The organism is Balnearium lithotrophicum (assembly GCF_900182585.1).
GTDB classification, from domain to species: Bacteria; Aquificota; Aquificia; order Desulfurobacteriales; family Desulfurobacteriaceae; genus Balnearium; species Balnearium lithotrophicum.
Genome location: NZ_FXTM01000015.1, coordinates 21,635 through 47,972, shown reverse-complemented (window position 1 = coordinate 47,972; position 26,338 = coordinate 21,635). Strand labels below are relative to the sequence as shown.

30 protein-coding genes are annotated in these 26,338 nt (G+C 40.9%); 4 read left to right on the top strand and 26 right to left on the bottom strand.

Translation table 11 applies throughout. The annotated features are described in order from the left end of the window. From FN732_RS06570 to FN732_RS06525, 10 genes are all read right to left on the bottom strand, one after another. On the bottom strand, positions 1 to 318 hold a 318-nt coding region (locus FN732_RS06570), incomplete at its 3' end, for a helix-turn-helix domain-containing protein (protein WP_142935767.1). A gap of 286 nt (positions 319 to 604) precedes the next feature. Further along, the gene (smpB, locus tag FN732_RS06565; RefSeq protein WP_142935766.1) at positions 605 to 1,066 is read right to left on the bottom strand and encodes an SsrA-binding protein SmpB; all 462 of its coding nucleotides are present in this window, start codon (positions 1,064 to 1,066) and stop codon (positions 605 to 607) included. Beyond that, the gene (locus FN732_RS06560; protein ID WP_142935765.1) at positions 1,039 to 2,058 is read right to left on the bottom strand and encodes a 30S ribosomal protein S1; all 1,020 of its coding nucleotides are present in this window, start codon (positions 2,056 to 2,058) and stop codon (positions 1,039 to 1,041) included. The genes smpB and FN732_RS06560 overlap by 28 nt, the downstream gene beginning before the upstream one ends. Beyond that, the gene (ispH, locus tag FN732_RS06555; protein ID WP_142935764.1) at positions 2,030 to 2,908 is read right to left on the bottom strand and encodes a 4-hydroxy-3-methylbut-2-enyl diphosphate reductase; all 879 of its coding nucleotides are present in this window, start codon (positions 2,906 to 2,908) and stop codon (positions 2,030 to 2,032) included. Before ispH ends, FN732_RS06560 begins: the two co-directional genes overlap by 29 nt. Beyond that, positions 2,889 to 3,545 carry a lysophospholipid acyltransferase family protein gene (locus FN732_RS06550; protein ID WP_142935763.1) on the bottom strand — a complete coding sequence of 219 codons (657 nt, stop codon included), beginning with the start codon at positions 3,543 to 3,545 and terminating at the stop codon, positions 2,889 to 2,891. Before FN732_RS06550 ends, ispH begins: the two co-directional genes overlap by 20 nt. An 84-nt stretch (positions 3,546 to 3,629) precedes the next feature. Next, the gene (locus FN732_RS06545; protein WP_142935762.1) at positions 3,630 to 4,634 is read right to left on the bottom strand and encodes an outer membrane beta-barrel protein; all 1,005 of its coding nucleotides are present in this window, start codon (positions 4,632 to 4,634) and stop codon (positions 3,630 to 3,632) included. A 58-nt stretch (positions 4,635 to 4,692) separates the two neighbouring features. Further along, complete coding sequence (locus FN732_RS06540) at positions 4,693 to 5,976, bottom strand: ammonium transporter (protein ID WP_142935761.1); 1,284 nt, start codon at positions 5,974 to 5,976, stop codon at positions 4,693 to 4,695. A gap of 22 nt (positions 5,977 to 5,998) precedes the next feature. After that, on the bottom strand, positions 5,999 to 6,337 hold the full coding sequence (locus FN732_RS06535) for a P-II family nitrogen regulator (protein ID WP_142935760.1): 339 nt from the start codon (positions 6,335 to 6,337) through the stop codon (positions 5,999 to 6,001). 170 nt (positions 6,338 to 6,507) lie between these two features. Beyond that, a complete protein-coding gene (locus FN732_RS06530; protein ID WP_142935759.1) occupies positions 6,508 to 8,052 on the bottom strand; it encodes an HD-GYP domain-containing protein in 1,545 nt (514 codons plus the stop codon). Next, a complete protein-coding gene (locus tag FN732_RS06525; RefSeq protein ID WP_142935758.1) occupies positions 8,030 to 8,524 on the bottom strand; it encodes a ferritin-like domain-containing protein in 495 nt (164 codons plus the stop codon). Before FN732_RS06525 ends, FN732_RS06530 begins: the two co-directional genes overlap by 23 nt. A gap of 67 nt (positions 8,525 to 8,591) precedes the next feature. Here FN732_RS06525 and rsmH point away from each other — a divergent pair, with 67 nt between their 5' ends. Further along, entirely contained in the window at positions 8,592 to 9,479 is an 888-nt protein-coding gene (gene rsmH, locus FN732_RS06520; protein ID WP_142935757.1) for a 16S rRNA (cytosine(1402)-N(4))-methyltransferase RsmH, read from the top strand. Here the strand turns inward: rsmH and thrB are convergent. The 9 genes from thrB to dapA all read right to left on the bottom strand — a co-directional run bounded on the left by thrB (position 9,476) and on the right by dapA (position 17,216). Further along, a complete protein-coding gene (gene thrB, locus FN732_RS06515) occupies positions 9,476 to 10,369 on the bottom strand; it encodes a homoserine kinase (RefSeq protein ID WP_142935756.1) in 894 nt (297 codons plus the stop codon). The genes rsmH and thrB overlap by 4 nt on opposite strands. Positions 10,370 to 10,398: 29 nt before the next feature. Then, the gene (locus FN732_RS06510; protein ID WP_142935755.1) at positions 10,399 to 11,529 is read right to left on the bottom strand and encodes a T4 RnlA family RNA ligase; all 1,131 of its coding nucleotides are present in this window, start codon (positions 11,527 to 11,529) and stop codon (positions 10,399 to 10,401) included. Further along, the gene (gene hisA / locus FN732_RS06505) at positions 11,519 to 12,244 is read right to left on the bottom strand and encodes a 1-(5-phosphoribosyl)-5-[(5-phosphoribosylamino)methylideneamino]imidazole-4-carboxamide isomerase (RefSeq protein ID WP_142935754.1); all 726 of its coding nucleotides are present in this window, start codon (positions 12,242 to 12,244) and stop codon (positions 11,519 to 11,521) included. The genes FN732_RS06510 and hisA overlap by 11 nt, the downstream gene beginning before the upstream one ends. Before the next feature lie 82 nt (positions 12,245 to 12,326). Continuing rightward, positions 12,327 to 12,587, bottom strand: coding sequence for a hypothetical protein (locus tag FN732_RS06500; protein WP_142935753.1), 261 nt, complete (start codon positions 12,585 to 12,587; stop codon positions 12,327 to 12,329). After that, positions 12,587 to 13,369: a 4-hydroxy-tetrahydrodipicolinate reductase gene (dapB, locus tag FN732_RS06495; RefSeq protein ID WP_142935752.1), complete on the bottom strand. Its 783-nt coding sequence runs from the start codon at positions 13,367 to 13,369 to the stop codon at positions 12,587 to 12,589. Before dapB ends, FN732_RS06500 begins: the two co-directional genes overlap by 1 nt. Positions 13,370 to 13,372: 3 nt before the next feature. Beyond that, positions 13,373 to 14,407, bottom strand: coding sequence for a protoglobin domain-containing protein (locus FN732_RS06490; protein ID WP_142935751.1), 1,035 nt, complete (start codon positions 14,405 to 14,407; stop codon positions 13,373 to 13,375). Positions 14,408 to 14,436: 29 nt separating this feature from the next. Next, on the bottom strand, positions 14,437 to 15,057 hold the full coding sequence (locus tag FN732_RS06485) for an MjaI family restriction endonuclease (protein ID WP_221928608.1): 621 nt from the start codon (positions 15,055 to 15,057) through the stop codon (positions 14,437 to 14,439). Continuing rightward, entirely contained in the window at positions 15,047 to 16,315 is a 1,269-nt protein-coding gene (locus FN732_RS06480; RefSeq protein WP_142935750.1) for a DNA methyltransferase, read from the bottom strand. The genes FN732_RS06485 and FN732_RS06480 overlap by 11 nt, the downstream gene beginning before the upstream one ends. Positions 16,316 to 16,340: 25 nt before the next feature. Then, positions 16,341 to 17,216: a 4-hydroxy-tetrahydrodipicolinate synthase gene (gene dapA / locus FN732_RS06475; RefSeq protein ID WP_142935749.1), complete on the bottom strand. Its 876-nt coding sequence runs from the start codon at positions 17,214 to 17,216 to the stop codon at positions 16,341 to 16,343. 75 nt (positions 17,217 to 17,291) lie between these two features. Here dapA and thrC point away from each other — a divergent pair, with 75 nt between their 5' ends. The 3 genes from thrC to FN732_RS06460 are packed head-to-tail and all read left to right on the top strand — an operon-like array spanning position 17,292 to position 20,952. Further along, positions 17,292 to 18,353, top strand: a complete 1,062-nt coding sequence (gene thrC, locus FN732_RS06470; RefSeq protein WP_142935748.1) for a threonine synthase — start codon at positions 17,292 to 17,294, stop codon at positions 18,351 to 18,353. A 1-nt stretch (position 18,354) separates the two neighbouring features. Beyond that, the gene (hisZ, locus tag FN732_RS06465) at positions 18,355 to 19,626 is read left to right on the top strand and encodes an ATP phosphoribosyltransferase regulatory subunit (RefSeq protein ID WP_142935747.1); all 1,272 of its coding nucleotides are present in this window, start codon (positions 18,355 to 18,357) and stop codon (positions 19,624 to 19,626) included. Positions 19,627 to 19,662: 36 nt separating this feature from the next. Further along, complete coding sequence (locus FN732_RS06460; protein ID WP_142935746.1) at positions 19,663 to 20,952, top strand: adenylosuccinate synthase; 1,290 nt, start codon at positions 19,663 to 19,665, stop codon at positions 20,950 to 20,952. Between the two features lie 4 nt (positions 20,953 to 20,956). On the opposite strand, the gene FN732_RS06455 is transcribed toward FN732_RS06460, so the two are convergent. From FN732_RS06455 to FN732_RS06425, 7 genes are read right to left on the bottom strand one after another with little or no spacing between them, the layout of a single operon-like run. Then, positions 20,957 to 21,769, bottom strand: coding sequence for a DNA polymerase III subunit delta' (locus tag FN732_RS06455; protein WP_142935745.1), 813 nt, complete (start codon positions 21,767 to 21,769; stop codon positions 20,957 to 20,959). Next, a complete protein-coding gene (gene tmk / locus FN732_RS06450; RefSeq protein ID WP_142935744.1) occupies positions 21,759 to 22,373 on the bottom strand; it encodes a dTMP kinase in 615 nt (204 codons plus the stop codon). The genes FN732_RS06455 and tmk overlap by 11 nt, the downstream gene beginning before the upstream one ends. Further along, positions 22,374 to 23,546, bottom strand: coding sequence for a cation:proton antiporter (locus FN732_RS06445; RefSeq protein ID WP_142935743.1), 1,173 nt, complete (start codon positions 23,544 to 23,546; stop codon positions 22,374 to 22,376). Continuing rightward, complete coding sequence (locus tag FN732_RS06440) at positions 23,547 to 24,035, bottom strand: cation:proton antiporter regulatory subunit (RefSeq protein WP_142935742.1); 489 nt, start codon at positions 24,033 to 24,035, stop codon at positions 23,547 to 23,549. Continuing rightward, positions 24,036 to 24,632: a Tll0287-like domain-containing protein gene (locus tag FN732_RS06435; RefSeq protein WP_185954274.1), complete on the bottom strand. Its 597-nt coding sequence runs from the start codon at positions 24,630 to 24,632 to the stop codon at positions 24,036 to 24,038. It abuts the gene before it with no gap. Then, positions 24,629 to 25,435 carry a radical SAM protein gene (locus FN732_RS06430; RefSeq protein ID WP_142935768.1) on the bottom strand — a complete coding sequence of 269 codons (807 nt, stop codon included), beginning with the start codon at positions 25,433 to 25,435 and terminating at the stop codon, positions 24,629 to 24,631. Before FN732_RS06430 ends, FN732_RS06435 begins: the two co-directional genes overlap by 4 nt. Then, a complete protein-coding gene (locus tag FN732_RS06425) occupies positions 25,422 to 26,324 on the bottom strand; it encodes a PSP1 domain-containing protein (protein ID WP_142935740.1) in 903 nt (300 codons plus the stop codon). The genes FN732_RS06430 and FN732_RS06425 overlap by 14 nt, the downstream gene beginning before the upstream one ends. Between the last annotated feature and the right edge of the window lie 14 nt (positions 26,325 to 26,338).

Sequence of the window (26,338 nt, the reverse complement as noted above, 5' to 3'; positions counted from 1 at the left end):
TTCAAGTTCTGGTTCTATCTGAGGTTGTCTTACTCTGTGGGGTCTTTTGTTTCTGTCTTTGAGGCCTTCTAAACCGTACTTTTTGTATCTATTTTTCCACTTGTAGAAGGTGGTTGGACTTATTCCGAAGTATCTGCAGGTTAGTCTTGCATTTTGGTGTTTTTCGTAGTGTTGAATCCATTTAAGTCTTTTTCTCACGTTTGGGTCTTTTGTTAGGTCGAGTTTGGTTTTTATTTTTGTTCCTCTTTTGATTGTTTTTTTGAAGGGTGTATTTGATATGTGCAGGGATGTTCCTTTGAATTTCTTTAATTGTTTCATTGGTGGACACCTCCTTTTGTTGGAGTTCAAATCTTATTTTAGGGTGTCCACCTTCTTTCTGAACTTCAACAACAGTTTTAAAAGGAGAATAGTTGAAATAAGAGACATCTCTCTGTAGTTCTGTTAGTTAGGATTTTTCAATCAGTTTCAGGTAGTAACATTGATTTTTAGATTTAGATAAAAAAGAGAGAAAGTTCCCCTTGAAAAGGAGAATAAAATAACAAAACAAATTAATCAGGTACATTAGCAAAAATCAGAAAAACTTTAAAATTGTAAATCCACCCTCCTACTTATAGTACTTCATAGCCTTTTGAGCCTCTCTCTCAAGTTCTCTTCTCTTGATAGCCTCTCTCTTATCGTACTTCTTCTTACCCCTAACCAAAGCTATCTCTACCTTTACCTTTCCCCGTTTATTGAAGTACATTCTAAGAGGAACTATTGTTAATCCCTTTTCTTGAACTTTTCCCAAGAGCCTTTTTATCTCTCTCTTGTGTAGAAGTAGCTTTCTCCTTCTCGTAGGTTCGTGATTGAAGAGATTTCCATGTGTATATGGAGCTATATAAGCGTTAAAAAGGTAGGCTTCCCCATTCTCTATGCGGACAAAGGAATCCCTTAAATTAACTTTTCCCTCCCTTATGGATTTAACCTCTGTTCCCTTTAGCTCAATACCTGCTTCGTACTTTTCGAGAATCTCATAGTCAAAGAAAGCCTTTTTGTTTTTTATCTCTGGTGTTCTTCCTCCGGCCATTTTAGAATAACTCTCCTGTTCTCTTTGTCTATTCTGTCAACTACAAATTTATACTTATGTTTATACTTAAGTTTTACTCCTTTAGGAACGTTTTCGCTTGGAATAAATCCTGCAACATCCTGAGGGAGGTAGACCCAGAAACCTCTCTTTTCCTCCTTTACAACCTCACCCTCAACTTTCATTCCAGGAGCATAAATCTCATCAATCCTTTCCCAGGGGTCAGGTTTTACATCCTTTAGCGATAGAACGAGTCTTTCCTTGTCCCTCTCTATCTTCTTGATTTTTACCTTTATTCTGTCCCCTATCTTGGCTACATCAAAGGGTGTTTTTAAACCGGACCAGGAAATATCACTCTTGTGAACCAAACCATCAACACCATCAACATCTACAAAAATTCCAAAGTCCACAATATTTTTAACAACTCCCTCTACAACGTCTCCCTCTTTTAATCTCTTTAACGTTTCCTTTCTCTTTTCGGCTCTTCTTTCCTCAAGAAGTTTCCTCCTTGATATAACGATGCTCCTTCTCTTTCTATCAATCGATAGAACCTTTGCCTCTATCTCCCTGTCAAGCCAATCATCCGGCCTTGTAACTGGCATTATGTCAACCTGAGACATGGGGAGAAAAACGGTCAAACCGTTATCGAGTTTAACCTTGTATCCCCCTCTCACTTTTTGCTTTATTATCCCCCTAACAAATCCCTTTTTCTCAATTTCGTCTGCAAGCCTTTCCCACTCCTTAATTGACCTTGCACAGTTAACGGACAGGAGGGCATAACCATTTTCCGTTTCAGGTTCAACAATACAGACATCAATTTTCTCGCCAATTTTGGGTCTATAACCTAATTCTTTCAAAGGAACAACACCTTCCGATTTCCAACCAAAATCAATAAACGCCTCCCTATCCGTTACTTTAACAACGGTTCCGGTAATTACTTCTTGCTTTAGCTTTTTAAAACTCTCTTCAAGTAGTTTGGCAAACTCCCCTTCCACTTAAAACTCCCCCTTTTTTAAGATGAAGAAGATGGTTGACTACCTCCTCGATTACCCACTGCGGAGTAGAGGCTCCTGCAGTTATTCCAACTGTTTCAGAGTTTTCAAGCCAATCGGGCTCAATTTCATCTTTAGATTCTATGTGGTAAGTTCTTGGATTAACCTCCTTCGCTATCTGGTAGAGTTTTGTTGTATTCGAACTATTCTTCCCACCGATAACAAACATAACATCAACTTCTTTAGCAAGCTTTAACGTTTCCTTCTGTCTTACGGAAGTTGCACTGCAGATTGTATTGTAAACTTTCAAATCTTTCACCTTTAAAGACAGAATAGAAACTGCCTCCTTAAAAAAGGAGAGATTTAAGGTTGTCTGGCATACAACACCCAACTTTTTCATAAGAGGAAGTTTTTTTATCTCCTCTAAACTACCAATTATCATTGGATTCTTTACATGTCCAGCAATTCCTATAACCTCAGGGTGGCGGGCATTACCCAAGATTAGAACGGGATATCCCTCCTCTTCCAACTTTATTGCCTTTTCGTGAACGTCCTTAACAAAGGGACAGGTTGCATCTACGATTTCAACTCCCTTTCTTTTTAGAAACTCAAGAACTTTTGGAGAAACACCGTGAGACCTGATTACAACTGTGTCCCCTTTTCTCAAATCGTTCATATCCTCAATAAAGACCATTCCCAAATTTTTTAACCTCTCTATCTCCCTTTTGTTGTGAATGAGTTCCCCTAAGCAGAGAGCTCTTCCTCCTGCCTTTTTGACAGAGTCAACTGCCATATTTACGGCTCTCTTAACTCCCCAGCAGAAACCTGCACTCTTAGCTACTTTTATCTTCACCCTTTAGCTCCTTTATTTTCTCCATTATAAAATCGGCAGCCTTTTGATAATTGTCCTTTCTATCCTCTAAATCTAATTGAAAGGGCTTACCAAATGCAATAGTAACTCTCGGTACTCCTCCTATGAGTTTTTCCTTACCTATCAGAGCCTCACTTCCCTCTATTAAACATGGAACAACTGGAACTCCCGACTTTAAAGCAACCATTCCTGCTCCCCACTTTGGTCTAACAAACCTGCCGGCTGGAGCTCTCTGTCCTTCCGGAAAAATACAAACCAATTCCCCTTTTCCTAAAACCTCTAAGGCTGTTTTAAGGGCTGTTAAATCTGCCCTTCCCCTCTTTACGGGGAATGCATTTCCCCAGTGTTTTATCAACGTTGAGAGAACAGGCATTTCAAAGAGTTCCGATTTTGCCATAAAGAAAACAGGTCTCTTCATCACTGCATACGCAACAAGTGGTGGGTCAAGGTAGCTTCTGTGGTTTGCCATTAGAAGAACTGGTCCTCTGTCCGGAATGTTCTCCCTACCGATAACTCTTAGTCTGCATAAAAAACCTAAAAGACGAGCAACAGTATGAAGCCAGACCCAGTAGGCCTTTTTTCTTTTTACCCAAGGATATTTTTTTGTTAACTGTTCCATAAGTGAGATTTTAGCAAAACCCCTTATTCTTTAAATGTGTCCCCCCTTCCTAAGAAAGGGGGGAGAGAAGAAGAGGGAGGTGTCCTAAAAGGTGAAAGAGAGTTGAACAGAAGCTATACCTTTGTGGTCTGAGCCGTTAAAGGCATTATCGTCATTACTCTTAACGTAGGAGTATTCAGCTCTAACCGTTGTGTCGTCGGAGAGTTTGTAGGTTGGAGTAATTGTAAGGGAATAGGTTCCTTTGTTGTTAAACCCGTAGATTCCCGAATTGTCCTTGTCCTTTACATACTCGGCTCTTAAGGGAATAGAGATTTTTCTGAATTCGGGAATAATATAGAGCACAACTCCATAACCTTTCTTACTACTGTCCTCGTCAAGCCACTGGTAGTCTCCATTTAGTGCAAGTTGAACGTTCTTAATCTTATAGCCTAAAGTGAAGTCTATGAGGTTTTTATAGTTTTCATAGTCGAAATAGGTTAACTTATAGCTAACATCCTTAACCGTTCCAATACTTCCCACTGCAAAGGCATGGTCCTTACTATTTCCGTTTAACTCGTCTCCCCTATCGTACTCGGCGTATACCTGAATGTTGTCTGTGAGATTGTATGTAGCTCTTGCACCTTTGTAGATAAAGGGCTGGGAGTTCCACACTAAACCGTACGTAATGTTTGGATTTAGATAGGTTGCAGCAAGCTCGTAACCTACGTTTGTCGTTAAAACACCGGCATCAATCTCAAGTCCCTTTAAGGGTAGGGCAGAGACGTATCCCCATAGAATTCCATAGTGGTCTCCTACAATGGCAACGTTGTCGTTGTTTACACTGCCTAAAACTGTAGGTTCTAAAATTGAACCTAAGGCAATGTCAAAACCTCCAAACTTATCTCCTCCTGAGAGCTCTAAAACAGCATCTGTCAACTTTATGTTGTTTGTGGAGCTCCCATAACTCTCTGCCCTTGACTCGTTGAAGCCTGTTGTAGAAATTCCACCGCTCAACTTTACTTCTGGCAGGTTTACCTTAATCTCTCCTGCCTTTGAAACTGCCGGTACCGTAGAAAGTACTAATGTTAGAATTATAAGTGCGCGCTTCATCGTTTTTTCTCCTTTTCCTCTTCTGTTTTTAAATAGGAGGGTCTCCCCCTCCCAATTTTTACAGCTTAAAGCCCTTTTCTCCGTGGATTGCAGAGTCAAGCCCTTCAACTTCGTATTCTTCAGGAACTCTTGCACCACCTGTAAGGATTGATGAAACAAAGTAGACAACTACAGTCATTACACTGGAGTAGACTATTGTTACGATAACTGCTTTTAGCTGAATCCAGAGCTGAGGAAGATTCCCTTCGAGGACACCGGGAGTTCCACCTATAGCCTTAACTGCAAAGATTCCAGTTGCAATAGCTCCCCATATTCCGTTTAAACCGTGAACTCCAAAGGCATCAAGAGAGTCGTCGTATCCCAACTTCTTCTTTAAAACAAAAACTCCGAACCATCCCAAAATTCCTGCAACGAGTCCTATTACGAGTGCTCCAAAGACATCAACAAAACCTGCGGCAGGAGTAATTGCAACTAATCCTGCAACTGCACCGGATGCAGCACCAAGTAGGGTGGGTTTCCTTGCAAAAATCCACTCTGTAACCATCCACGAAATTGCTGCCATTGATGCGGCAACGTTTGTTACTAAGAATGCAGAACCGGCAACCCCGTCTGCAGCAAGCTCGGAACCTGCATTAAATCCGAACCATCCGAACCAAAGTAGCGCTGCGCCTAAAACGGTCAGAACGACAGAAGATGGAAAAAATGCCGTTTTCCCGTAGCCTTTCCTCTTTCCAAGAAGTAAAGCAAGAACCAATCCTGCAATACCTGCATTTATGTGAACAACAGTTCCACCGGCAAAGTCTAGGGCTCCATCATTTCCTAAGAATCCACCACCCCAAACCCAGTGGGCTATTGGAGCGTAAACCACCGTAACCCAAATGAGTGAAAAGATTAACCAGGTTGAAAACTTCATTCTCTCAATTACAGCACCACTTGCAAGGGCAACAGTTATTGCTGCGAACGTTCCCTGAAATGCTGCAAAGACAAACTCCGGAATCTTTCCGCTTAGAGTGTCTGTTCCTATGCCGTGCATGAATATTTTCTGTAATCCTCCTATGAATCCTCCAACGTCTGGTCCAAAGGCCAACGTGTATCCCCAGAGAACCCAAACGACAGTTGCTACACAGTAGGCAAGAAAACTCATTCCTATGGTGTTTAGTATGTTCTTGCTCCTCGACATTCCTCCGTAAAAGAGTGCAAGACCTGCCGGTGTCATTAGCATTACAAGGGCTGTTGAAACCAGCATCCAAGCAGTATCTCCACTGTCCAGCTTTGGAGCTTTACCTGCAAACGCTGCTGCTGGCATTAGGGCTAACGGCAGAGCTCCCAGTAACTTTCTCATCAAAACCTCCCTGAAAGTATTTTTAAAGAGCTTCATCCCCTCTTTCTCCCGTCCTTATTCTCACTGCATCTTCAACGGGAATTACGAAAATCTTCCCGTCCCCGATTTTCCCGGTCCTTGCCGAGTTAACAATCACGTCTAAAGCCTTTTCAACCAAGTTCTCCGATACTACAATTTCCAGCTTTATCTTCGGGATTAGGTCAATAACGTACTCAGCTCCCCTGTAGAGTTCTGTGTGTCCCTTTTGTCTTCCAAATCCCTTCACTTCCGAAACGGTCATTCCAGAGATTCCAATTTCTGTTAAGGCCTCCTTTACCTCATCAAGCTTAAACGGCTTGATGATTGCCTCTATCTTTTTCATTCCAACCTCCTTTAAACCATTTTTGGATACTTATTTAGCAAAGAACGTGCCAAAAAGTGGGGTTTTAAATAGAGGTCTTAAAACAAAGGATTTAAAACAAAAAGGGAAACTTAAAGAAAAGTTTCTTAGAAATAGCTGGAGTTGAACAGTAGGGATTTAAAACTGCACCATTATTGTTCAGTAGGTTCACTTAGTATTTTTCTTATCTCTTCTTTCGACTCGCAGAGAGCTCTAACAACCCTTTCATCGAACAGTTTATCCTCACCTGAGTTTTCCAAAATGTAGTTTATCACATAGTCGAGAGAATGGGATTTTTTGTAAGGTCTTTCAGCAGTCATTGCTTCAACAACATCGGCAACTGCAACAATCTTTGCTAAAAGGGGGATTTCATTACACTTTAATCCTTTAGGATATCCGGAGCCGTTGCACCTTTCATGGTGATAGAGAACAATTGGTAAGACATCTGAGAGCTCTTGTATAGGTTCAAGTATTTTATATCCTATTTCAGGATGTTTCTTTACTATTTCAAATTCCTCCTCTGTCAACTTTCCTGGCTTATCTATTATGCTTTGAGGAACTCCTAACTTTCCAATGTCGTGGAGTAGAGCTCCAATCTCCAACAATCTCAAATCCTTTTTATCAAGTCCCAGTTTTCTTCCTAAAATAACTGAAATTTCCGCAACCCTTTCACTGTGTCCTCTCGTCCACGGAGACATTGCATCAACTGCATTGGCAAGAGCTCTAACTGCCCCCATCAGAAGGTCTTCAAGTTCCTTCTTCTTTTCTAATACAGAAATTCCTTGATGAACCATGTTTAAAATGGTTTTTAGAATATTTTCTGGAACATCTGCAGAATCTCTTATTTCGATTTTAACTTTTCTTTCTTCGGATAAATATTCTAAGACAGCATCTATATTAAAGAACTTTTTTAGCGTGGCATAAGTTCTACCTAAGAATTCATCCAGATTATCCGAATCTACAATGGAGTTTAAAAGTTCTTTAGAAAATAGGAGAAGCTTATTATCTATCTCCCTTCCTTTTTCCAAGTTACTATACATTTCAAGAACGGACTTGATAATATCAGCAAATTCATTACCTGATTCAAGCCAACTTTTTTGCTTTAAAGTTTTAAGTTTTCCTTCATTCCATCCTTTAATCGCAGTAACGATTTCTGATACTCTTTTGTTTATTTTGAAGTAAACGTAAAACAATATTGATAACATTGATGAAAATACAGCTAAAAAGAGAACAATCACAAACTTTCTTATTTCTGCAATTAAATTTATAATCTCTTGGGTGCTAAAGTAAGCTGAAAACTCCAGAACGGGAGTTGTGTTAAATTCATAGGTAACCTTATAGTAACATGGCTCATTCAAAAGGGAATTTTTACAAATCTCTTTATTCTTGCAGTTTCCAACTGAAACTAAAGGAAATCCGTACTCATAAATTCCTAAACAGGATAAATTTCTATCCTGTCTAACAGTATCCTCTAAAACTTTATAGAGTTGAGTATATTCATAGTTTTTTATCAATTCCCATGAATAAGAAGCAAGAAGCTTCGTTTCAAGTTGACATCTCTCTTTAAACTTCTTTTCTAACCCCTCACTTAAGTAGTTTTTTATACCAAAATAGACAAGAATTAGTGCACCAAGAAATAGGAAAGCAGATGTGATGAGCAATTTTCCATAAGTACTACTTATTAGTCTTTTTAGCATTCAAAATCCCCACGAGGCGAGAACGGTGGAGCTCTTCTCTCTTTAAAAACGAGTAAATGGAATCCCTCCACTTTGAGGACTCCTTTAAATCTAAAATCGTTGAATAAAGCTTTATGGCCTGATTTTCTCCATTAATGTCTTCCTCTATCAATTTTTCAAATTGAAGTCCCGTCTGTGGGGGCCAAATTGCTACAGTTGGAGTAGCTCCCTCTTTAACGAGTATTTCAGTTAAACTTCTTGCGTGTAGAATCTCATCCATCATATTCATCTCAAGAATTTTTTTCACACTTTTATCTTGAATTATGCCACTGTGGTTTATATACTGACAAATAGCTCCGTATTCGTGGGATATGGCAAGGTTGCAGAACGTAACAAACTTATCCTCTTTAACTATTTCTGCTTCCGAATAAACAGGAACGACGAATGAAAATAGTGAACCAAAAAGGAGTTTTAAAATATCTCTTCTATTCATAATTAGCTCCTACTATAAGTTTATTAATAAATTTAATTTTATCAATTAACCATACTTAGAGGATAAAATGAAGGGAGAGATTTACCATCCACCAGTTTTGCTGAAAGAGTCCTTAGGTTACCTAAAGGCCGATAAAGGAGGAATTTTTGTTGATGCCACGTTGGGAGGAGGAGGGCATACAGAGGCAATTTTAAGGGCAAATCCTAAAAACAGGGTTATTGGAATTGACAGGGATGAGGAGGCAATTGAGAGAGCTCTAAAGAGGTTGGAATCGTTTGGAGATAGAGTTTCAATATACCATGCAAACTTTTCTCAAATTGGAAAGGTGTTAGAAGAGGAGGGAATAGATAGAGTTGATGGCATTCTCTTCGACCTGGGAGTTTCACACTTTCACCTAAGGGGAGAGAGGGGATTTACAGTTTGGAAGGAACAGCCCTTGGATATGAGGATGGACAGAAGACAGAAGCTAACGGCAAAGGACGTTGTGAATAAGCTTTCAGAGAGGGAACTCTCAGAGATAATTTTCAAGTACGGAGAGGAGAGGTTTGCAAGGAAGATTGCAAGGGAGATTGTGAGGAGGAGAAAGAAGAAGGAGATAGAAACAACAAAGGAGCTTGCAGAGATTGTTGAATCTGTTATTCCTAAAAAGCTCTGGGCAGGAAGGAAAAAGCACCCTGCAGTAAAGACTTTTCAGGCAATAAGGATTTACGTAAACAGGGAGTTTGAGGAAATTGAGAGGGGAATTCCTGAGGCAGCAGAGTTTGTAAAAACTGGTGGGAGAATAGTTGTAATCACGTTTCACTCCTTGGAGGACAGGCTCGTTAAAAATATACTGAAGAACTTGGAGAACTTTAAGGTAGTTACGAAGAAGCCGGTCCAGCCAACGGAGGAGGAGGTAAGGGAAAATCCGGCCTCAAGGAGTGCAAAACTAAGGGCAGTTGAAAGAATAGGTTAGAGCTCCTCTATCTTTGCCCCGTCTCTGTCAACATCTAAAACGAGGTACCTCGATTCTATTCCGAGAGCGTCAAAAACGTTACACATCGCCCTTCCTATCTCGTCAAAGTTACCGTCTGCGAGAGCTCCAATACAGCTTCCGGCGCCGGACAGGTAAACTGCATAAGCTCCGGCTTTGTACCCTTCTGAAACAACCTCCCAGAAGGAAGGAATGAGGTCACACCTGTAAGGTTGGTGGATTCTATCCTTAACTGCCTCCTTTAAAAGCCCGTAGTCCCTCTTTTGGAGGGCTCCTAAAAGTAGAGCAACCCTTTGGATGTTAAAAATAACGTCCTTCTTAGGATAGCTCTCTGGAAGAACAGAGCGGGAATCCTCTGTGGAGAGGAAGAGTTCAGGAACAACAATTACAACCTTCAAATCGTCAGGCCAGTCAAGTTTTATGTAGTGGAGGTCTCCGTTCGTTGCGGCTACAACAAATCCACCGGTGTATGCAGGTAGAACGTTGTCAGGGTGTGGTTCAAACTTAAAGGCAATATCAATGACCTCTGGAAGGGAGAGTTTCTTTCCGGAAATTCTCTCAGCGGCAAGTATTCCCCCTACAATTGCCGTTGCAGAACTTCCAAGTCCTCTTCCTAAGGGAATTCTGTTTATAAGTTTAACCTTTATGGGTTGGTTTAGACCTAAGTACTCCATTGTACTTCTGTAAGTTTTTAAGAAGAGGTTGCTTTCATCCTTGGGGAGCTCCTCCTTTCCCTCTCCCTCAATCTCTACAGAGTAAAAGTCTGACGGCTCAAACAGAAATTCATTGTAAAGGCTCAAGGCAAGTCCTAATGCATCAAACCCAGGTCCTAAGTTACTTGTGGAGGCTGGAACGGAAACTTTAAACCTCATAGTTAACCTCTTTCTATTTTTATACCAAACTATTTTAACAATTCTATTTCTTTTGTTTTCAACATTGTGTAGAACTTCGTTCCTAAATAGGACTCGTACTTCCCGCCGGTCTTTGCTATTCTGACAGCTTCCTTTAGATAATTTTCTTGAATTTTTAACTTACTAAAATCCCTTCCATATTTTTTCCTCAGCTTCTTAACTTCTCTTTCAAATACCTCGTCAAATTTAGAAGAACCATAAACCTCAGATAATTTTTCTACCAAACTCAGTAAATCAGTGTAAAGGTTTGTTAGTTTTTTTAACCTTTCTTCCTTTTCTCTTACTAAATTTTCATTAGTTACTCTTGAGAAAATGTCGTCAACTCTTCCCTGAAGGAATATGTTAAAAAATTTATGGTCTGGAATGTTATTAAGGTACGTAAAAGCGTAGTGATGCTCTACGTACCAAGGAGATTTGACCTTAACAAAAAGGGGAAAAGGCTCTTTCTTAGAGAAATCCTTTAAAACAAATCCCTCTATACTTTCTCTATTCTCAATTAGCTTAAGTAAATCCTTAAGTCTCCCGTAAAATTTACGAGGAATCTTTATTCCTCTCTCTTTAATTTCATTTTCCCACTCTTCGAGATAGTATCTACCTGATTTGTTTTCTCTAATTTCTGTTAGGAAAAGCTCATCCTTATCGTACGGAATTACAAGTTGAAACTCGGGAGAGATAAGCTCAAAAATCGGAGTAAATCCTTTGTTTAGTAGCTCCTTAGTAAAGTTCAGTAAGTTATCGTTCTTTTTTAAAAGTTCCTCTCCCTTTTCGGTGTAAGGATTGGAGAAACCCTTTTGGGTTAAAAGCTTTACTTTGTTGTTTATTAAAACAGGATGGAGCATCGTTCCATCAAGTTTTTCTCTAAAAATATACTCTCCCCTTAATCTCTCTTCCTTTGTCTCTTCAACCTCGTTTAAATTGAAAAATTTATGGAAAGGACGGGAAACTACACTTCCCGTTTTCCTATCAAAAGTAATTCCCCTCAGTTCTCTCTTTAAAGGAGAATCAAAGACAAAAGGGGCATTGTACCTATAGGATACCTTCGTTAAGTTTTCCCTTTCTAATACTTTAAAGTACTTGTTGTTTTCTATCTCCTTTAGAGCTCTATCGAGGTTAAGCTCCACTTAAAACCTCAAGGGCTTCCTTTAGGTCAACAGTTCCCTCGTAGAGAGCCCTTCCAACAATTGCACCAAAAACATTTTTAATTTTGGAAAGTTTAACTAAATCCTCTAATTTTGAAACTCCGCCCGATGCTATAACTGGGTGAGTAACCGACGATGCAAACTTCTCTACTTCCTCAAAGTTTGGACTCGTTAGAGTTCCGTCCCTTGATATGTCGGTATACACAAATCCCCAAATGTTTTCATCATCAACCCTTTTTGCAAGTTCAACTGCAGGAATTCCGGAAAGCTCTACCCAGCCCTTTGTCGTTGCAATACCGTTCTTTGCATCTATCCCAACAACAACTTTGTTTGGGAACTCTTTAACCATTTCTTTAAAGAGCTCTGGATTTTCAACGGCAACCGTTCCAACAACCACTCTGTCAACTCCGGCTTTAAACAGCTCCTCAAGGGCTTTTAAAGTCCTTACCCCTCCTCCAAACTGAACGGGAATGGAGAGCTCCTCTACTATTTCTCTAACTATTGGCAGGTTCTTAGGAATGCCCTCAAATGCACCGTCGAGGTCAACTACGTGGACTCTACGAGCTCCTAAATTTTCCCACCTTTTTGCAACCTCAACGGGGTTTTCAAAGTAGACCTTCTCCCTATCTGCCCTTCCCTGATAGAGCCTCACACACTTTCCACCTTTTATATCAACTGCAGGAATTACCTCAAACATACATTTTCTCCTCAAAAAAATTTTTGTCATTTAGTAGGACTTGTTTTAAGCATATAGAGAAACAGCCCAAGAACTATCGACATTAAGAATAAAACAAAAAGAATTTCAACCATTTTCTGCCTCTTTCAATAGCTTTAATAATCTTAAAATCTTTCTCCAGATTAAGAATATAAACGAGTGAGATTGCTAAAAGACCTAATATTCCTCCGAGAACCCAAACATCAAAAACGTCAACTTTTACAGCCCTTGTAACTGTTGCCGTTAAATCAAGAACAAATAAATAGATAACAGCTTTTAAATTTTCCTTACAAACTCCAATCTCTTCTTTTAAGGCTTCTTTCATCAAATCTCCAAAACGTCAAACATTGTGTAGAGTCCGGGTTTCTTATCAAAGACCCACTTAGCGGCAATTAGAGCTCCCCTAGCAAAGGTCTCCCTGCTCGTTGCCCTGTGGGTGAGCTCTAATCTCTCTCCCAACGTTCCAAAGAATACTGTATGGTCTCCCACAACGTCCCCCATTCTTGAGGAGAGAATTCCAATCTCATCGGGCTTTCTCTCCCCTACGAGTCCTTTCCTTCCATAAACGGCTACATCCTCCAAATTTTTACCTAAATTTTCTGCAACTATCTCTGCCAGCCTCACTGCAGTTCCAGAAGGGGCATCCTTTTTGAACCTGTGGTGAATTTCAAAAATCTCTACGTCGTAACCCTTATCCTTTAAAGCTCTTGTAACTTCTCCAACTATCTTAAATAAAATGTTTACCCCTAAACTCATGTTGGGAGAGAAAACTATCGGAATAACCTTGGAGGCTTCCTCTATTATCCTTTTTTCCTCTTCAGAAAATCCCGTAGTTCCTATTACAAGGGAAACCCCCAAAGTTTTTGCATCTTCAATGTTTTTTAAGGTCGCATTAGGAGTAGTAAAGTCAATGAGAACATCCGGCCTTTCCTCAAACTCCCTTAAAGAACTGTAGAATTTAACCCCTCTTGAAAATTCGCTCCCTATGAACTCAGAGTCGGGTTTTTCCGTAACCCCTACAAGCTTAAAATCACTCTCCTGAAGGGCTAAATTTGCTATTAATGAACCCATCCTACCCTTAGCACCTGCAACGGCAAGCTTTACCATTTCCTACTCTCCCAACTTCTTTTTTCTCTTTATTTCAAACCACTTAACTATCCCGTAAACAATACCCAAGATGAGAATTAAGGCTCCAATTCCCAGTTTGAACTCTATAGGTTTACCGTGCTCCAACGAAACAACAAGGGCTTCCCTTATTGTTGCCGCCAGTGCAACGCTGACAAATGCAGAAACGGCAAGTTCCCCACCCAACATGAACTTTATCTCGCTGTTGAGGAGCTCCAAAACGGTCCAGAGGATAAGGAGGTCGCCCATTGCAGCAATTAAGCTGTGAGCAAGGTCTCCGTGGAAGAAGTGGTAGATATCCATTCCAAAGAGCGCGATAACGAAAACTGCAAGGAACATTAAACCTATAAGAATTGCTATATCCATAAAAACTGCAAACTTCTTGCTGAACTTAATTGCAGCCCTCTCTACTTTTCCGGCCTCAAAGAAGGTTCGGAGCTCTGCATCAACGTAGTAGGAGACTAAAACGTCCTCGTTTAAGGCAAGAATCTTCCTCAAGGACCTGTTTAGGTCCTCCATCCTCTCAAAGACTTCCTCAAGAATAAATCCCTCTACAATCTCAGCCTTTGAAGGGTCACAGACCTTCTCCTGCTCTCTCCTGTAGTCCTCAAAGAAGACCTTTGCCTTTTCGGAGAAAAAGTTTGCTATGCGGCGGCTACAGAAACGACTAACGAAGTTCATTGCAACGATTATGTAGTGAGGAGGAATACCTTCCTCAACATGAACCTTCGCAATTCTCAAGAGATACAGAAGATACTCAGAGTCGTACCTTCCGGAAAAGAGCCTTTCATACCAAATCTTTATTGTTCTCTTTAACCTCTGAAGTTTGGCTTCAGGAATGTATTCCTTTATATCTTCAAACTTCATTAAATTGTCATAAAAGGCATCTGCAAACTCCTCCTTGTAGGGAAGGAGGATATTTCCCAAAAACCTTAGATTCTTAACATCCTTATCCCTTATCTCAAAGTAGTCAAAGAGTCTCTCTAAATCCCTATAGTCAACTCCAGCAGCTAAACTCACTTTATAACTCCAAATTTGGTTAGAAAATTCTAAGCCTCATTATTCCTTTGAATTTTGAGTTTTTTCTCTAAAGCAGGAGGAATTGTAATCTTTAATCCATCCTTTTGCTTTTCATAGTAAATGATGTCTATTTTTATTTCTTCAGGTAACATTTCTTTAGCTTGATAACTTTTAGGTTTCAAACTTACAGGAACACTTCCAATATAACCATCAATACCTTTACTTTCCTCCTCAGGCGTTGAAAGTCTATAATCTAAGCTGAACTTATCAGCAACTTTCCTCAATATTGCTTCCTGGAACCTTAAGCCAACGAAAGTTTTTACAATTACTAAGTCTCTAATCCACTTTCTAACCATTGATTCATCAATTTGGTTTATAACTTTCCTAAAATTATCAACCATCTCCAAAACTTTTTTAGTAGCCTTCTCTATCGCATCAGGATAATGTTCTAAATACCACTCTTCCCATTCCTCTAAAGTTTTACCTGAAAATTCCTTTATGAGTTCACTCATCTGCCCTACAACCTTAGGTCTGGTTGCTTGAGCATTTTGATTGGCCAAGTTAAGTATTTGAGTTGCATATTTTGGGAACTCAGGAGCATCAATTTCCATTAACTTTCTTATTTCCTCTGTTTTTATTTTAAATTCCACCTAAATCCTCACTACACAACTTTAGATTCTCTTTCTCTAACTTTAGAAATTTAGTTTTAAAGTCAAAATTGATATGCCTTTCTGTTGTTGCAGTTCCAAGCTTAATTAATTGAGCATTGATAAAAATTCTGTTTTTTAAGTATACGTAAGCTTCTAAAAAATCCTCATTAGCCACATAATTTTTATCAAATTTCAAATAAACTTTCTTCTTTAAAACATATTCTTTCAAATACTTAATAGCTCTTTTTAAATCCGTTATAACAATACCCCGCAACTTAACAGTAAGCCCCGAATCCAATTTTAATTTTCCATCCTCCAAAATATCAACCACTCTATACAAATTATTTTTATTGAACCTTAATTTATCAGGCTCAATAAGGGGCTTTGCATCCTGTATTCTGGGAACATAATCCACAATTTCTGGAACTATCTGACTCTTCCTTTTAATTACTTCAATCCTCCTACTGAATAAATCCAAGTTATCCATTCCCAATTTTTTTCTTATAACCTGCAAAAAGTCCTCATTTATCTCGTAGCCAATTACATTTCTATTCAGTTCTAAAGCTACTTTCGCCGTAGTTCCGCTTCCTAAAAAAGGGTCTAAAACCGTCTCACCTACAAAGGAAAACATCCTTATCACTCTATTAGGAAGCTCTTCGGGAAACATTGCCTGATGTTCTATCTGTCTAACTCCACCAAAGTACCAGTGTCCTGAAAAAAACTCCTTCCACTCCTCTTTTGTTAACTTGGATTTTTCTTTAATTTCCTTGGGAACTTTCCTACTTTTTCCCGGTTTTTTAAAAATCAAAATATATTCATAATCAATCTCAACCATTCCATTCGGCGGGTAGGGATAAGAACCCATCACATTTGCTCCGCCGGTTGTATTCATTGTGGTTTTTTTCTGCCAGATTATGGAACCCATATAATCAAACCCAATTTCCTCACACTGCGCAATTATTTCTGCATGGAGAGGGATAATTTTGTACCTCCCATAAATGATAGACCTTGCAAACTGGTCACCTATGTTAATAACCAACCTTCGACCCGGTTCTAGCACCCTATAAGATTCCTTCCAAACCCTGTATAAATCCTTTAAATATTCATGAAGAGTTTGACCATAACCAATTTGGTTTTCCGTACCATAATTTTTAATAGACCAGTATGGTGGAGAAGTAACAACTAATTGAACAGAGTCATCTTCCACTTCTAACATTTTCCGACTATCACCTATTACTATTTTCGCCCAGTTTTCCATAGTAAATCTCCAGACTAAGTTAAACTCAACTTATGATTCCATACTCCTTAAGAACTTTTCTGATTTTCTCCTCCTTTTCAGGAGTTGTAGGACAGAGTGGAAGTCTAAACTCCTTCTCCATCCTTCCCATCATCCAAAGAGCCGTTTTAACAGGAATAGGATTTGTATCAATGAACAAGACCTTTGAAAGAGGATAGATTTCTCTGTGAATCTCCGAAGCCTTCTCCCAGTTTCCATTTTTAAAGGAGAAGTACATCTCAACGACCCGTTCAGGAACAACGTTTGCAGTTACAGATATAACCCCCTTTGCTCCTACAGAAAGTAGTGGAAAGAATGTCTGGTCGTCGCCGGAAAGAACCGAGATTTTATCTCCACACAGGTTAATTATTTCAGTTGCAACGTTTGTACTTCCGGTTGCCTCCTTTATGGCAACAATGTTGTCTATTTCTGAGAGTCTCGCAACTGTCTCCGGAAACATATTTACTCCCGTTCTTCCCGGAACGTTGTAAAGAACAATCGGAATGGAAACGGCCTCTGCAACGGTTTTAAAGTGAAGGTATAAACCTTCCTGGTTCGGTTTGTTGTAGTAGGGAGTTATAAGGAGAGCTCCGTCAGCCTTAACCTCCTCCGCAAACTTTGTAAGCCTTATGGCCTCACGCGTTGAATTTGAACCGGTTCCGGCAATTACCTTTACCCTTCCCCTTGACTGTTCTATTGTCAGCGCAATTACTTCCTCGTGCTCCTCGTAGGATAAAGTTGCACTCTCACCGGTAGTTCCACAGGGAACGATTCCGTCAACTCCGTTTTCAATGAGAAACTCGATGTGTTCCTTCAGAGCTCCCCTGTCAACAGAGCCGTTTTTAAAGGGAGTAGGAATGGCAACGTAGATTCCCTCGAACATGTCTCCTCCAAAATTTGAGTAGAGAGGCTATAATTTCTAACCCTGTATTTTAACTGTTTTTTGGAGGTAAATTTAATGGAAAGGTGGAAAGGTGTAATTGAGGAGTTTAGGGATTTCCTTCCAGTTTCAGATAAAACTCCTGTAATAACGCTCCTTGAGGGAAATACCCCCCTTATAAAGGCAGATAATTTGGCAAAGGAGATTAAACCTGGGATAGAGCTCTACCTCAAGTTTGAAGGACTCAATCCGACAGGTTCATTCAAGGACAGGGGAATGACAATGGCCGTTTCAAAGGCCGTTGAGGAGGGAGCAAGGGCCGTTATATGTGCGTCAACTGGAAACACCTCGGCTTCGGCTGCAGCATACGCAGCAAAGGCGGGACTGAAGGCAGTTGTTCTAATTCCTGAAGGGAAAATTGCCCTTGGTAAGCTTTCACAGGCAGTGATGTACGGAGCTGAGGTTATACAGATAAAGGGAAACTTTGATGATGCACTTGAAATTGTCAGGGAGATTGGAAGTAGTTACCCTATAACAATTGTTAACTCGATAAACCCGTACCGGCTTCAGGGACAGAAAACTGCTGCATTTGAGATATGTGAGCAGCTTAAGAGGGCTCCCGACTACCACTTCATCCCCGTTGGAAATGCCGGAAACATAACGGCCTACTGGATGGGATACAAGGAGTACTACGAGGCAGGTAAAGTTGATTCAAAACCTAAAATGTGTGGTTGGCAGGCAGCGGGAGCTGCTCCAATAGTTTTAGGACATCCCGTTAAAAACCCCGAGACAATAGCTACAGCAATAAGGATTGGAAATCCTGCAAGCTGGAAGGGAGCCGTAAACGCAGCAGAAGAGTCAGGTGGTTTTATAGACATGGTTACGGATGAGGAGATACTTGAAGCTTACAAGTTGGTTGCAAGAACGGAAGGGATTTTCTGTGAACCTGCATCTGCAGCATCAATTGCCGGAGTAATAAAGAGCGCAAAGGAAAAAGGAATGTTTGAAAAGGGAGATGTGATAGTCTGCACCCTAACAGGTCACGGTTTAAAGGACCCAGATACTGCGATTTCAATGGGAGTTCAGCCGGTAACACTTCCGGCAGACAGAGAAGAAATAATTAAATATCTGGGATTTTAAGATGAAGCTATCGGAGATTCCAAAGGGATTTAAGACGCTACTACCTGAAAAGGCGAAAAAAAGGGAGTATTTGATAAATAGAATAAAGGAAATTGTGGAGCTCTGGGGGTACGAGCCGGTAGTTCCGCCGACAATTGAGTTTTTGGATACCTTTAAATTGGTTGATGAGAAACTTGAAGACGTTTCCTTCAAGTTGGTAGACAGATTTACAGGGAGATTACTTGCAGTAAGACCCGACTTTACTCCTCAGATAGCAAGAATCGTTGCATCCTCCTTTAAAGATGACGAACCTCCCTTTAGGTTCTACTACTCTGGAAAGGTATTCAGGGACTCGGATGAGGACAGGGAGATCTTTCAGTTTGGCTTTGAGCTTATAGGCGTAGATGAAAGGGAGGCCGATGCTGAGGTTGTAGCTGTTGTTGTAAACGTTTTAAGAGAATTGGGACTCAAATCGTTCCAGATAGATATAGGCCACACGGAATTTTTAAACAGTGCCGTTGGGGAGCTCTCAATAGAGAACAGAAAAGAAGTAGTTGAAATTTTGAGCCACAAGGACTTTTCGGGACTTGAAATCTTCTGCGACCAGAATGGAATCGAAGGTGAAAGAAGGGAAAAGCTGAGGAGTTTGTTGGAGCTCTACGGAAAAGAGGAGGTTTTTGAGAGAGCGGAGGAGCTCTTTAAAAGTGAGAGGGTAAAGAGAACCATCAATGAGCTAAAGGAAGTTTATGGAATTCTTAAAAGTTATGGATTTGAGAAAAATGTTATTTTCGACCTCTCAGAAAGAAGGGGAATGGAATACCACACGGGAATTACATTTGAAGTGTTCCATCCGCTCCACGGCTTTTCACTTGGAGGTGGAGGAAGGTACAACACCCTCATAGAGAAGTTTGGTAGGAAACTTCCGGCTACCGGAATTGCCGTTAACGTTGATGCCCTTCAGGAGCTCTTGGAGAGGAAAAACTCACTTAACGTTAAGAAAAAAAAGGACTTTTACATAGTGGACCTAAGGAAGGAACTCCAAACTGCCTACAGAATTGCCTCAGAGTTAAGGAATCGAGGATACTCAGTTTCAAGGGACATTGTCAAAAGGAACTACGAAACTTCCGTTAAAGTAGCCTTTAAAAAGGGATTTAAATACGTAATTGTTTTAAATAAGGAAAAAGAACCAAAGAATCTCCTGTTCCTGTCGGAAGAAAAGTTTGTTCCTCTTCCAGAATCAACCGAAGAAATACTGGACTCTATAGAAAAGCTAATAATGGTTGAAAATATGTAGTATCATTTGGCGGGAATTTTTTCTGGAGGAAGCTTAATGTCCACTCTGGCAATCGTTGGAACACAGTGGGGCGATGAGGGAAAGGGAAAAATTGTTGACATACTATCTGAAAGGGCCGACTACATCGTAAGGTATCAGGGAGGAAACAACGCAGGACATACAGTTGTTATAAATGGAACGAAGTACATTCTCCACCTTCTACCATCTGGAATCCTCCACGACGATAAGAGATGCGTTTTAGGAAACGGAATGGTCATTGACCTTGAGTCCCTCTGGAACGAAACAGAGTTCATAAAGAGGGTCGGAAAGAATCCTGAAGGAAGGCTATTCGTAAGTGAGAGGGCTCACGTTATATTTCCTTACCACAAAGAGTTGGATGCAGCTTCAGAAAAGCTGAAAGGGAACGGCTCAATAGGAACGACTCTTAAGGGAATAGGACCTGCCTACAGGGATAAGGCAGGAAGGGTAGGAATAAGAATAGCAGACCTTAAGGATGAGGTTAGTTTTAAAGAAAAACTTCGCTGGAATCTGAGGGAAAAGGAATTAACACTTAAGTACGTTTACAACTATCCTGTAAGCTTCAACTTTGATGAAATTTTCTCTCATACAATGAGAATCTACGAAAAAATCTCTCAGTTCGTCTGTGATACGGTGTCACTTCTAAATAGAGCAATTGATTCTGGAGAGAGGGTTCTCTTCGAGGGAGCTCAGGCAACACTGCTTGATATAGATGTCGGAACGTATCCCTTTGTAACATCGTCAAACTCATCGGCACTTGGAATCTCAGCAGGAGCAGGGATAAGTCCTAAAAAGGTAGAAAAAATTTTCGGAATTGCAAAAGCTTACACGACAAGGGTTGGAGGAGGCCCCTTCCCGACTGAACTTAAGGACAACACAGGGGAGCTCCTTAGAGCCCGCGGACATGAGTACGGTTCAACAACGGGAAGGCCGAGAAGGTGTGGTTGGTTGGACCTATTTGCTGTTAAGTTCTCAAAGGAAGTAAACAGCCTCGATGGTTTAATCATCACGAAACTTGATGTTTTGGATGCCTTTGACGAGATAAAGGTCTGCGTAGGCTACGAGTTAAACGGAGAAGTCATTGACAGATTTCCATCGACTGCAAAGGAGCTCTCCCAGGCAAAACCCATTTACGAAACACTGCCAGGATGGAAGAGGGAAACTACCCATGTAAGGAAGTGGGAAGACCTTCCAGAGGAGGCTAAGAGCTTTATCAAATTTATAGAGGATTACTTGGATGTCCCTGTTCCAATTGTATCAACAGGTCCACAGAGAGATGAAACAATTGTAAGAGAGGAGATATGGTAACAGATTAAATACTTAAAATTTCTAAAATCAGCCACTCAATTACTGATTGAGGTTTCCCGTAAAATTTCAGAAAGTTCCTTGCTCTGTTTATTGCCTCTTCCCACTTGGGATTTCCCGATTTTTCGAATACAAGAACTTCAAGGGAGTTCAGAAACAGTAAAGCCTCCTCTCTTGAAAGTTTTGAAAACTTTTCAGAGTATGAAGTAACCAATTTCAACTTGTTTGGACTTTTTAACAGTTTAAAAAACTCCTCAAGGCGCTCCACAACGGGAGACTCCAAAATTTCTATGGCAGTTCCAACGCTCCCCCTTGAAACCCTAACGGCCTTTTCGTTTGGCTTTATTCCCTTTCTCTCCAAAATATAGATGACGTTGCTCTCTGAAAGGGGTCCAAACCTAAAGATTCTACACCTTGACCTTATTGTAGGAATTACTGCCTCCTCGTTCTTTCCTATCAGACATAAAAATGCGTAGCCTGGAGGTTCCTCCAACGTTTTGAGGAGGGCATTTGCCGCCTCTCCCCTCATTTCATCAGCCCTATCGATTATTACGGCCTTCATCTCATCCTTTCCCGGCTTTGTAAAGAGCCATTCCGAAATTTCCCTAACCTCCTTTATTGTTAGAGGGGATTCAACTCCGTATGTCCTAACGTTTAACTTGTTTTTAGTTAAATAGGAAAAGAGCTCCTCTGCAACAGTTCTCTTTCCAACGCCTTCAGGACCGACAAAGAGGGAGCTCTGAGGGAATCTGCCCTGCTCAGCAAGTTTTCTGATTATTCTTAACTGCTTTGAGTGTCCTACAATCTCGTTAAAGAGCATTTAACCTCTCTAAAACTATTCTCAGAACGTGATTAAATATTTCCTCTACATCCTGAGTTCCGTCAAGAACAACAACCCTTTCCTTCTCCCTCTCTGCTATCTCTAAAAATCCCTCTCTCACCCTTTCGTGGAAAGAGCGCTCCTCAGATTCCATCCTATCAAGGCTCTTCCTCTCCAACCTCTTAAAAGCAGCCTCAACGGGAAGGTCTAACAGAAAGGTTAAATCCGGTCTTAAACCTCCAGTTGCCTCAAGGTTTAACCTCTCTATTAGCTCCAAGGATAATCCCCTCCCGTAACCCTGATAGGCAACAGTTGAGTCTGTAAACCTGTCGCAGATAACAACTGCCCCCTCATTTAAGGAGGGCCTTATCAAATTTTCAACGTGGAGGGACCTTGCCGCTTCGTAGAGAGAGAGCTCCGCAAAGGGCGTAAACCTCTCCTCCCACTTCTTTAAGATAATTCTCCTTATCTCCTCAGAGGCCTCTGTTCCACCGGGCTCCCTCGTCAGAACAACGGAAAATCCCCTGTCTATCAGCTCCTCAAACAAAAGCTTCGACTGAGTACTCTTTCCACAACCCTCTATTCCCTCAAAAGTGATAAACACTTAGTCCCCCAAAAGCTGCGATTTTGTAAGCCTGCTCTTCCTCCTCTTCTCCTTGAAGAGAAATTTTAGAATCCTTGAGGATTCCTTGACGGCAAAAGAGCCTAAAAGTGAGGTTGTCAAAACGTAAAGGGCAGATAGGGGAATAATTGACTCCTTAGTTGCGGCAACGAGGATAGAAAACTCTCCCCTCGGAAGGAGCATCAAACCTGCGGATAATCCCCTCTTTAACGAAAGGCCGTAGAGTTTTACAGAGAAAATTCCCGTAAGGAGCTTCGTTAGAAGGGAAATTGTGAGAATTACTAAAAAGGGGAAAAAGACGGAGGACGTTATCTTTGTCAGGTCAATCGAGAGGCCGAAGGAGAGGAAGAAGAGAGCTCCAAAAACGTCCCTAAAAGGAACAACTAAGGATTCAATACTTTCCTTGTGAGAGGTTTCTCCAAACAGGGTTCCGGCAACAAATGCTCCTATTGCCTCAGAGAGACCAAATCCAAGGGAAAACTCGATAAATCCGAAGAGAAGCGTTCCTACTAAGATGGACAAAAACTCCTTGGCTCCCCCTACGTAGTCAACCGACAGGTCAACAACTTTCCTCAGCAGTTTAATGATGAAAAGGGACAGTAGAATAAAGAGGGAAATCTTGAGTAGAACGCTTAAAATTCCTGAGGGTTCGAGGTTTCCCGACCTTAGGTTGAACAGAACGGCCAAAAGAGTTGCCGCTGCTAAGTCCTCAAAGACCAAAATGGAAAGGACAGGTTCAACTTCAGGGTTTGCAAGCTTCTTAAGGTCAATCAAAAGCTTCGAAACAATTGCCGAGGAACTCGGATAGACAACGGTGGCAATTAGAAGAGAGGTTAAACTGTCAAAGCCCAAAAACTTTGAGACGAAGAAGGCCGGAAAGAAATTAAGGACAAAATCAATTAAACCAACAGAAATAATACTCTTGTAGTTTCTCTCAAGTTCAGCAAGGGAGAACTCAAGACCTATGAAGAAGAGGAGAAAGACCACACCTAAAAACTCAAATATGTGTACGTCTTGGCTGTGAAAGAAAACTGACGTTAAAACGCCCGAAACTATGTATACTGGAATTACAGGAAAATTTAACCTGTTGGCTATTAAGTAAGAAATCAGAAGAAGTAAAAAAAAGATAGAGAGGGAAGAAATCTGACTCTCCATCTATCCCTTTCTCTCTACAAGTTTTGAAAACTTCTTTATGTTCTCAATATTTCCAACAACGACCAAAGTATCACCGGGTTCTATTTTAAAGAGAGGAGATGGAGAGACAACAACGTTCTCATCCCTTACAACTGCAACAACAATCACGCCGTAGTTCTTTCTTATATCGAGCTCCTTTATCGTTCTGTTTGCTAAAAACGAGTTTTCAGGAACTTTTATCCACTCAAATGCCAGGTGCTTCATGAGAAAACCAATTTTCTCCTCGTCTGAGGTTGGCTGGAACAGAGCTCCAACCAGAATGGTTCCCAACGTTCTTGCCTCTTCGTCTGTAAGCTCAATAACGGCCGTTGGTTCTTCACTATCATCCTCAAAGTAGTAAACTTCCCTCTTCCCGGAGTAGTGAATTACTACAACTATCGTGTCTCCGTTGCTCGTTTTCATAGAGTACTTCTTTCCAACTCCAGGGAGCTCTCCTTCCTTTACAAACATTTAATCCCCCTTCAACTCTTCAGCCGGAATAACAACCTTAAAAACGCCCCTAAGGTCTCCTACCCTGTATCCGAGAGCTCTATCCTCAGGATACTTTTCCCTTAAGATTTTCAAAACTTCAGGAGACATACTTTCTGGGTCACCGTGGCAGTTGAGACAGAAAGGAGCAACCCTAATAGGTTTGTAGTAGATTACGTAAGTCTTACCATTCCTCTCTACCGTTTTAATGTAATAGGGAGGAAGTTTTCCTTCCTTTAACCTTTTCTTAAAGTAGTTTATTACAGAAAGGTCTGTCCTATCTGGTTTATCCTTCGGATTTCTGTACTTATCGGAAATCCTCTTTACCCTTACAAGAACTAACTCCTCGTTCACCTTTTCGGTTAGTTTCTGAGCCTTACCTGCACAGAACTCGATGGCCTTTGGAAATCCCCCTTCCTTTAAAGCCAAGCCTAAGTTTTTCTTCAGCTCCCCCATCAGCTTAGACACGGCTCTGTTCCCAATATCTACTGCCCTTTCCTTTTCCTCCTTTGTAAGGGTGGTAGTTGAGGCACACGAGAATAGAAGTGAAAAAGAGAGAAAGAGTACCAATCTCTTCATCTTACCTCCCTCGATATGGTGAGTGTTCCACATCCACCTAAAGGGTCTCTCCTGAACCTATTGCTCAGCGTTACCCGTACTCCCATTCTCCTGAGTGCAAGGAAGGCTTTCTCGTACTCCTCTTCCGTTAAGGGTTCAATTCCGACACCCTCTACCGGATTGTAGGCCATAAGCATGATGGTCATCCTGTACCTTTTTGCAAGTTCTCCTAACCTTCTCAGGTCTTCTTCCGAATCATTAACTCCCTTTAAGAGAAGATACCCTATCTGAAACTTCTTTCTCCTTGATGATGATGCCTCTTCCCAGTACTCCTCAAGAGCTCCGAAAATCCCATCGAGACTTTCAGAGATGCCAAATATTCTTTTCCTCTTTTCACCATCAACGGCGTGGACAGAGACTGTAAGGCCATCGTGGGGAGCTCTGATGAGCTTTTTAAATCCAGAAAGTGGATATCCCGTAGTACTAACAGTAACTTTTAACCCTTCTCCTTTAAAGAGCTCAATGACCTTTAAGACTTCATCGGCGTTTGCGGAGGGTTCCCCTATTCCGGCAATTGCTATTCCCTTTATAGGGAACTCCTCTTTCAAAAGACTGTACTGAGAGTAAATTTCATCGGCAGTTAGATTCCTCTTTAGTCCCTTCTTTCCCGATGCACAGAATAGGCACCTTACCGGACATCCGACCTGTGAGGAGACACAGAGCCTATCTCCCTTGTAAAAGACAGATTCAACCTTGAATCCGTCATCAGTTTCAAATATGAAAAGCCTGTTCAATGGACTTTTCAGCTCCTTAATTACTCTCATCACCGATTACTCCTGCTTTTGTAAAACATTTAAATCTATCATCCTCTTTAACCTTTAACATTTCAATGTAACTGTTCCACTGCTCCTTTGAAACAAAGGCCCTCATAGGGTAGTTAATTTTTCCCCTCTCCCCAACCTCAACAGTTACAGTCTCAAGGACAATGTTTACATCAACAACCCTTCCCCTGTTCCCATCGGGAGTTGTAATCTCACTTCCAACCTCAGGTAGGAACTGGCGTATATAGTAGTTGGCCTCCTCGTACTTTAAACAGCACATTAACCTTCCACACGTTCCAGACAGCTTTGCAGGGTTTGGAGGTAAACCCTGAAGCTTTGCCATGTTCAGTGATATTGAGTGAAAACAGTCTAAGAACTCCTTGCAGCAGCAGATTCTTCCACACATTCCGAGTCCGCCTACCATTTTTACTTCGTCCCTTACACCAATCTGGCGGAGCTCTATCCTCGTCTTAAAGTGAGAGGCCAAATCCCTGACAAGCTGTCTGAAATCAACCCTGCTTTCAGCCGTGAAGTAGAAGACAATTCTCTCCCTATTTAATGTTGAGTATGCCTTTACCAACTTCATATTTAAACCGTGTTTTTCAACCTTTTCCCTACAAACATCGAGGGCTTCCTTTGAAAAGAAGAGATTTTCAACAAACCTGTTCCTGTCCTCCTCAGTTGGCAGTCTTAGGAAGGAGTAGAGCTCCTTCTCGCTCAAGTTGAACTTGGAGAGAGTGCTTTCGTCAACTTTGTAGCTCCTTAAAACTTTGACTAATTCCTCCCCTCTGTCAGTTTTAACAACAACGTCCGTTCCGTAGTCAAACTTCTCGTCAGACTTTGCAAGGCCTACCTTTTCAGTATCTGGATATTTAAACTTTAAAACCACCATTTGATTCCCCAGAA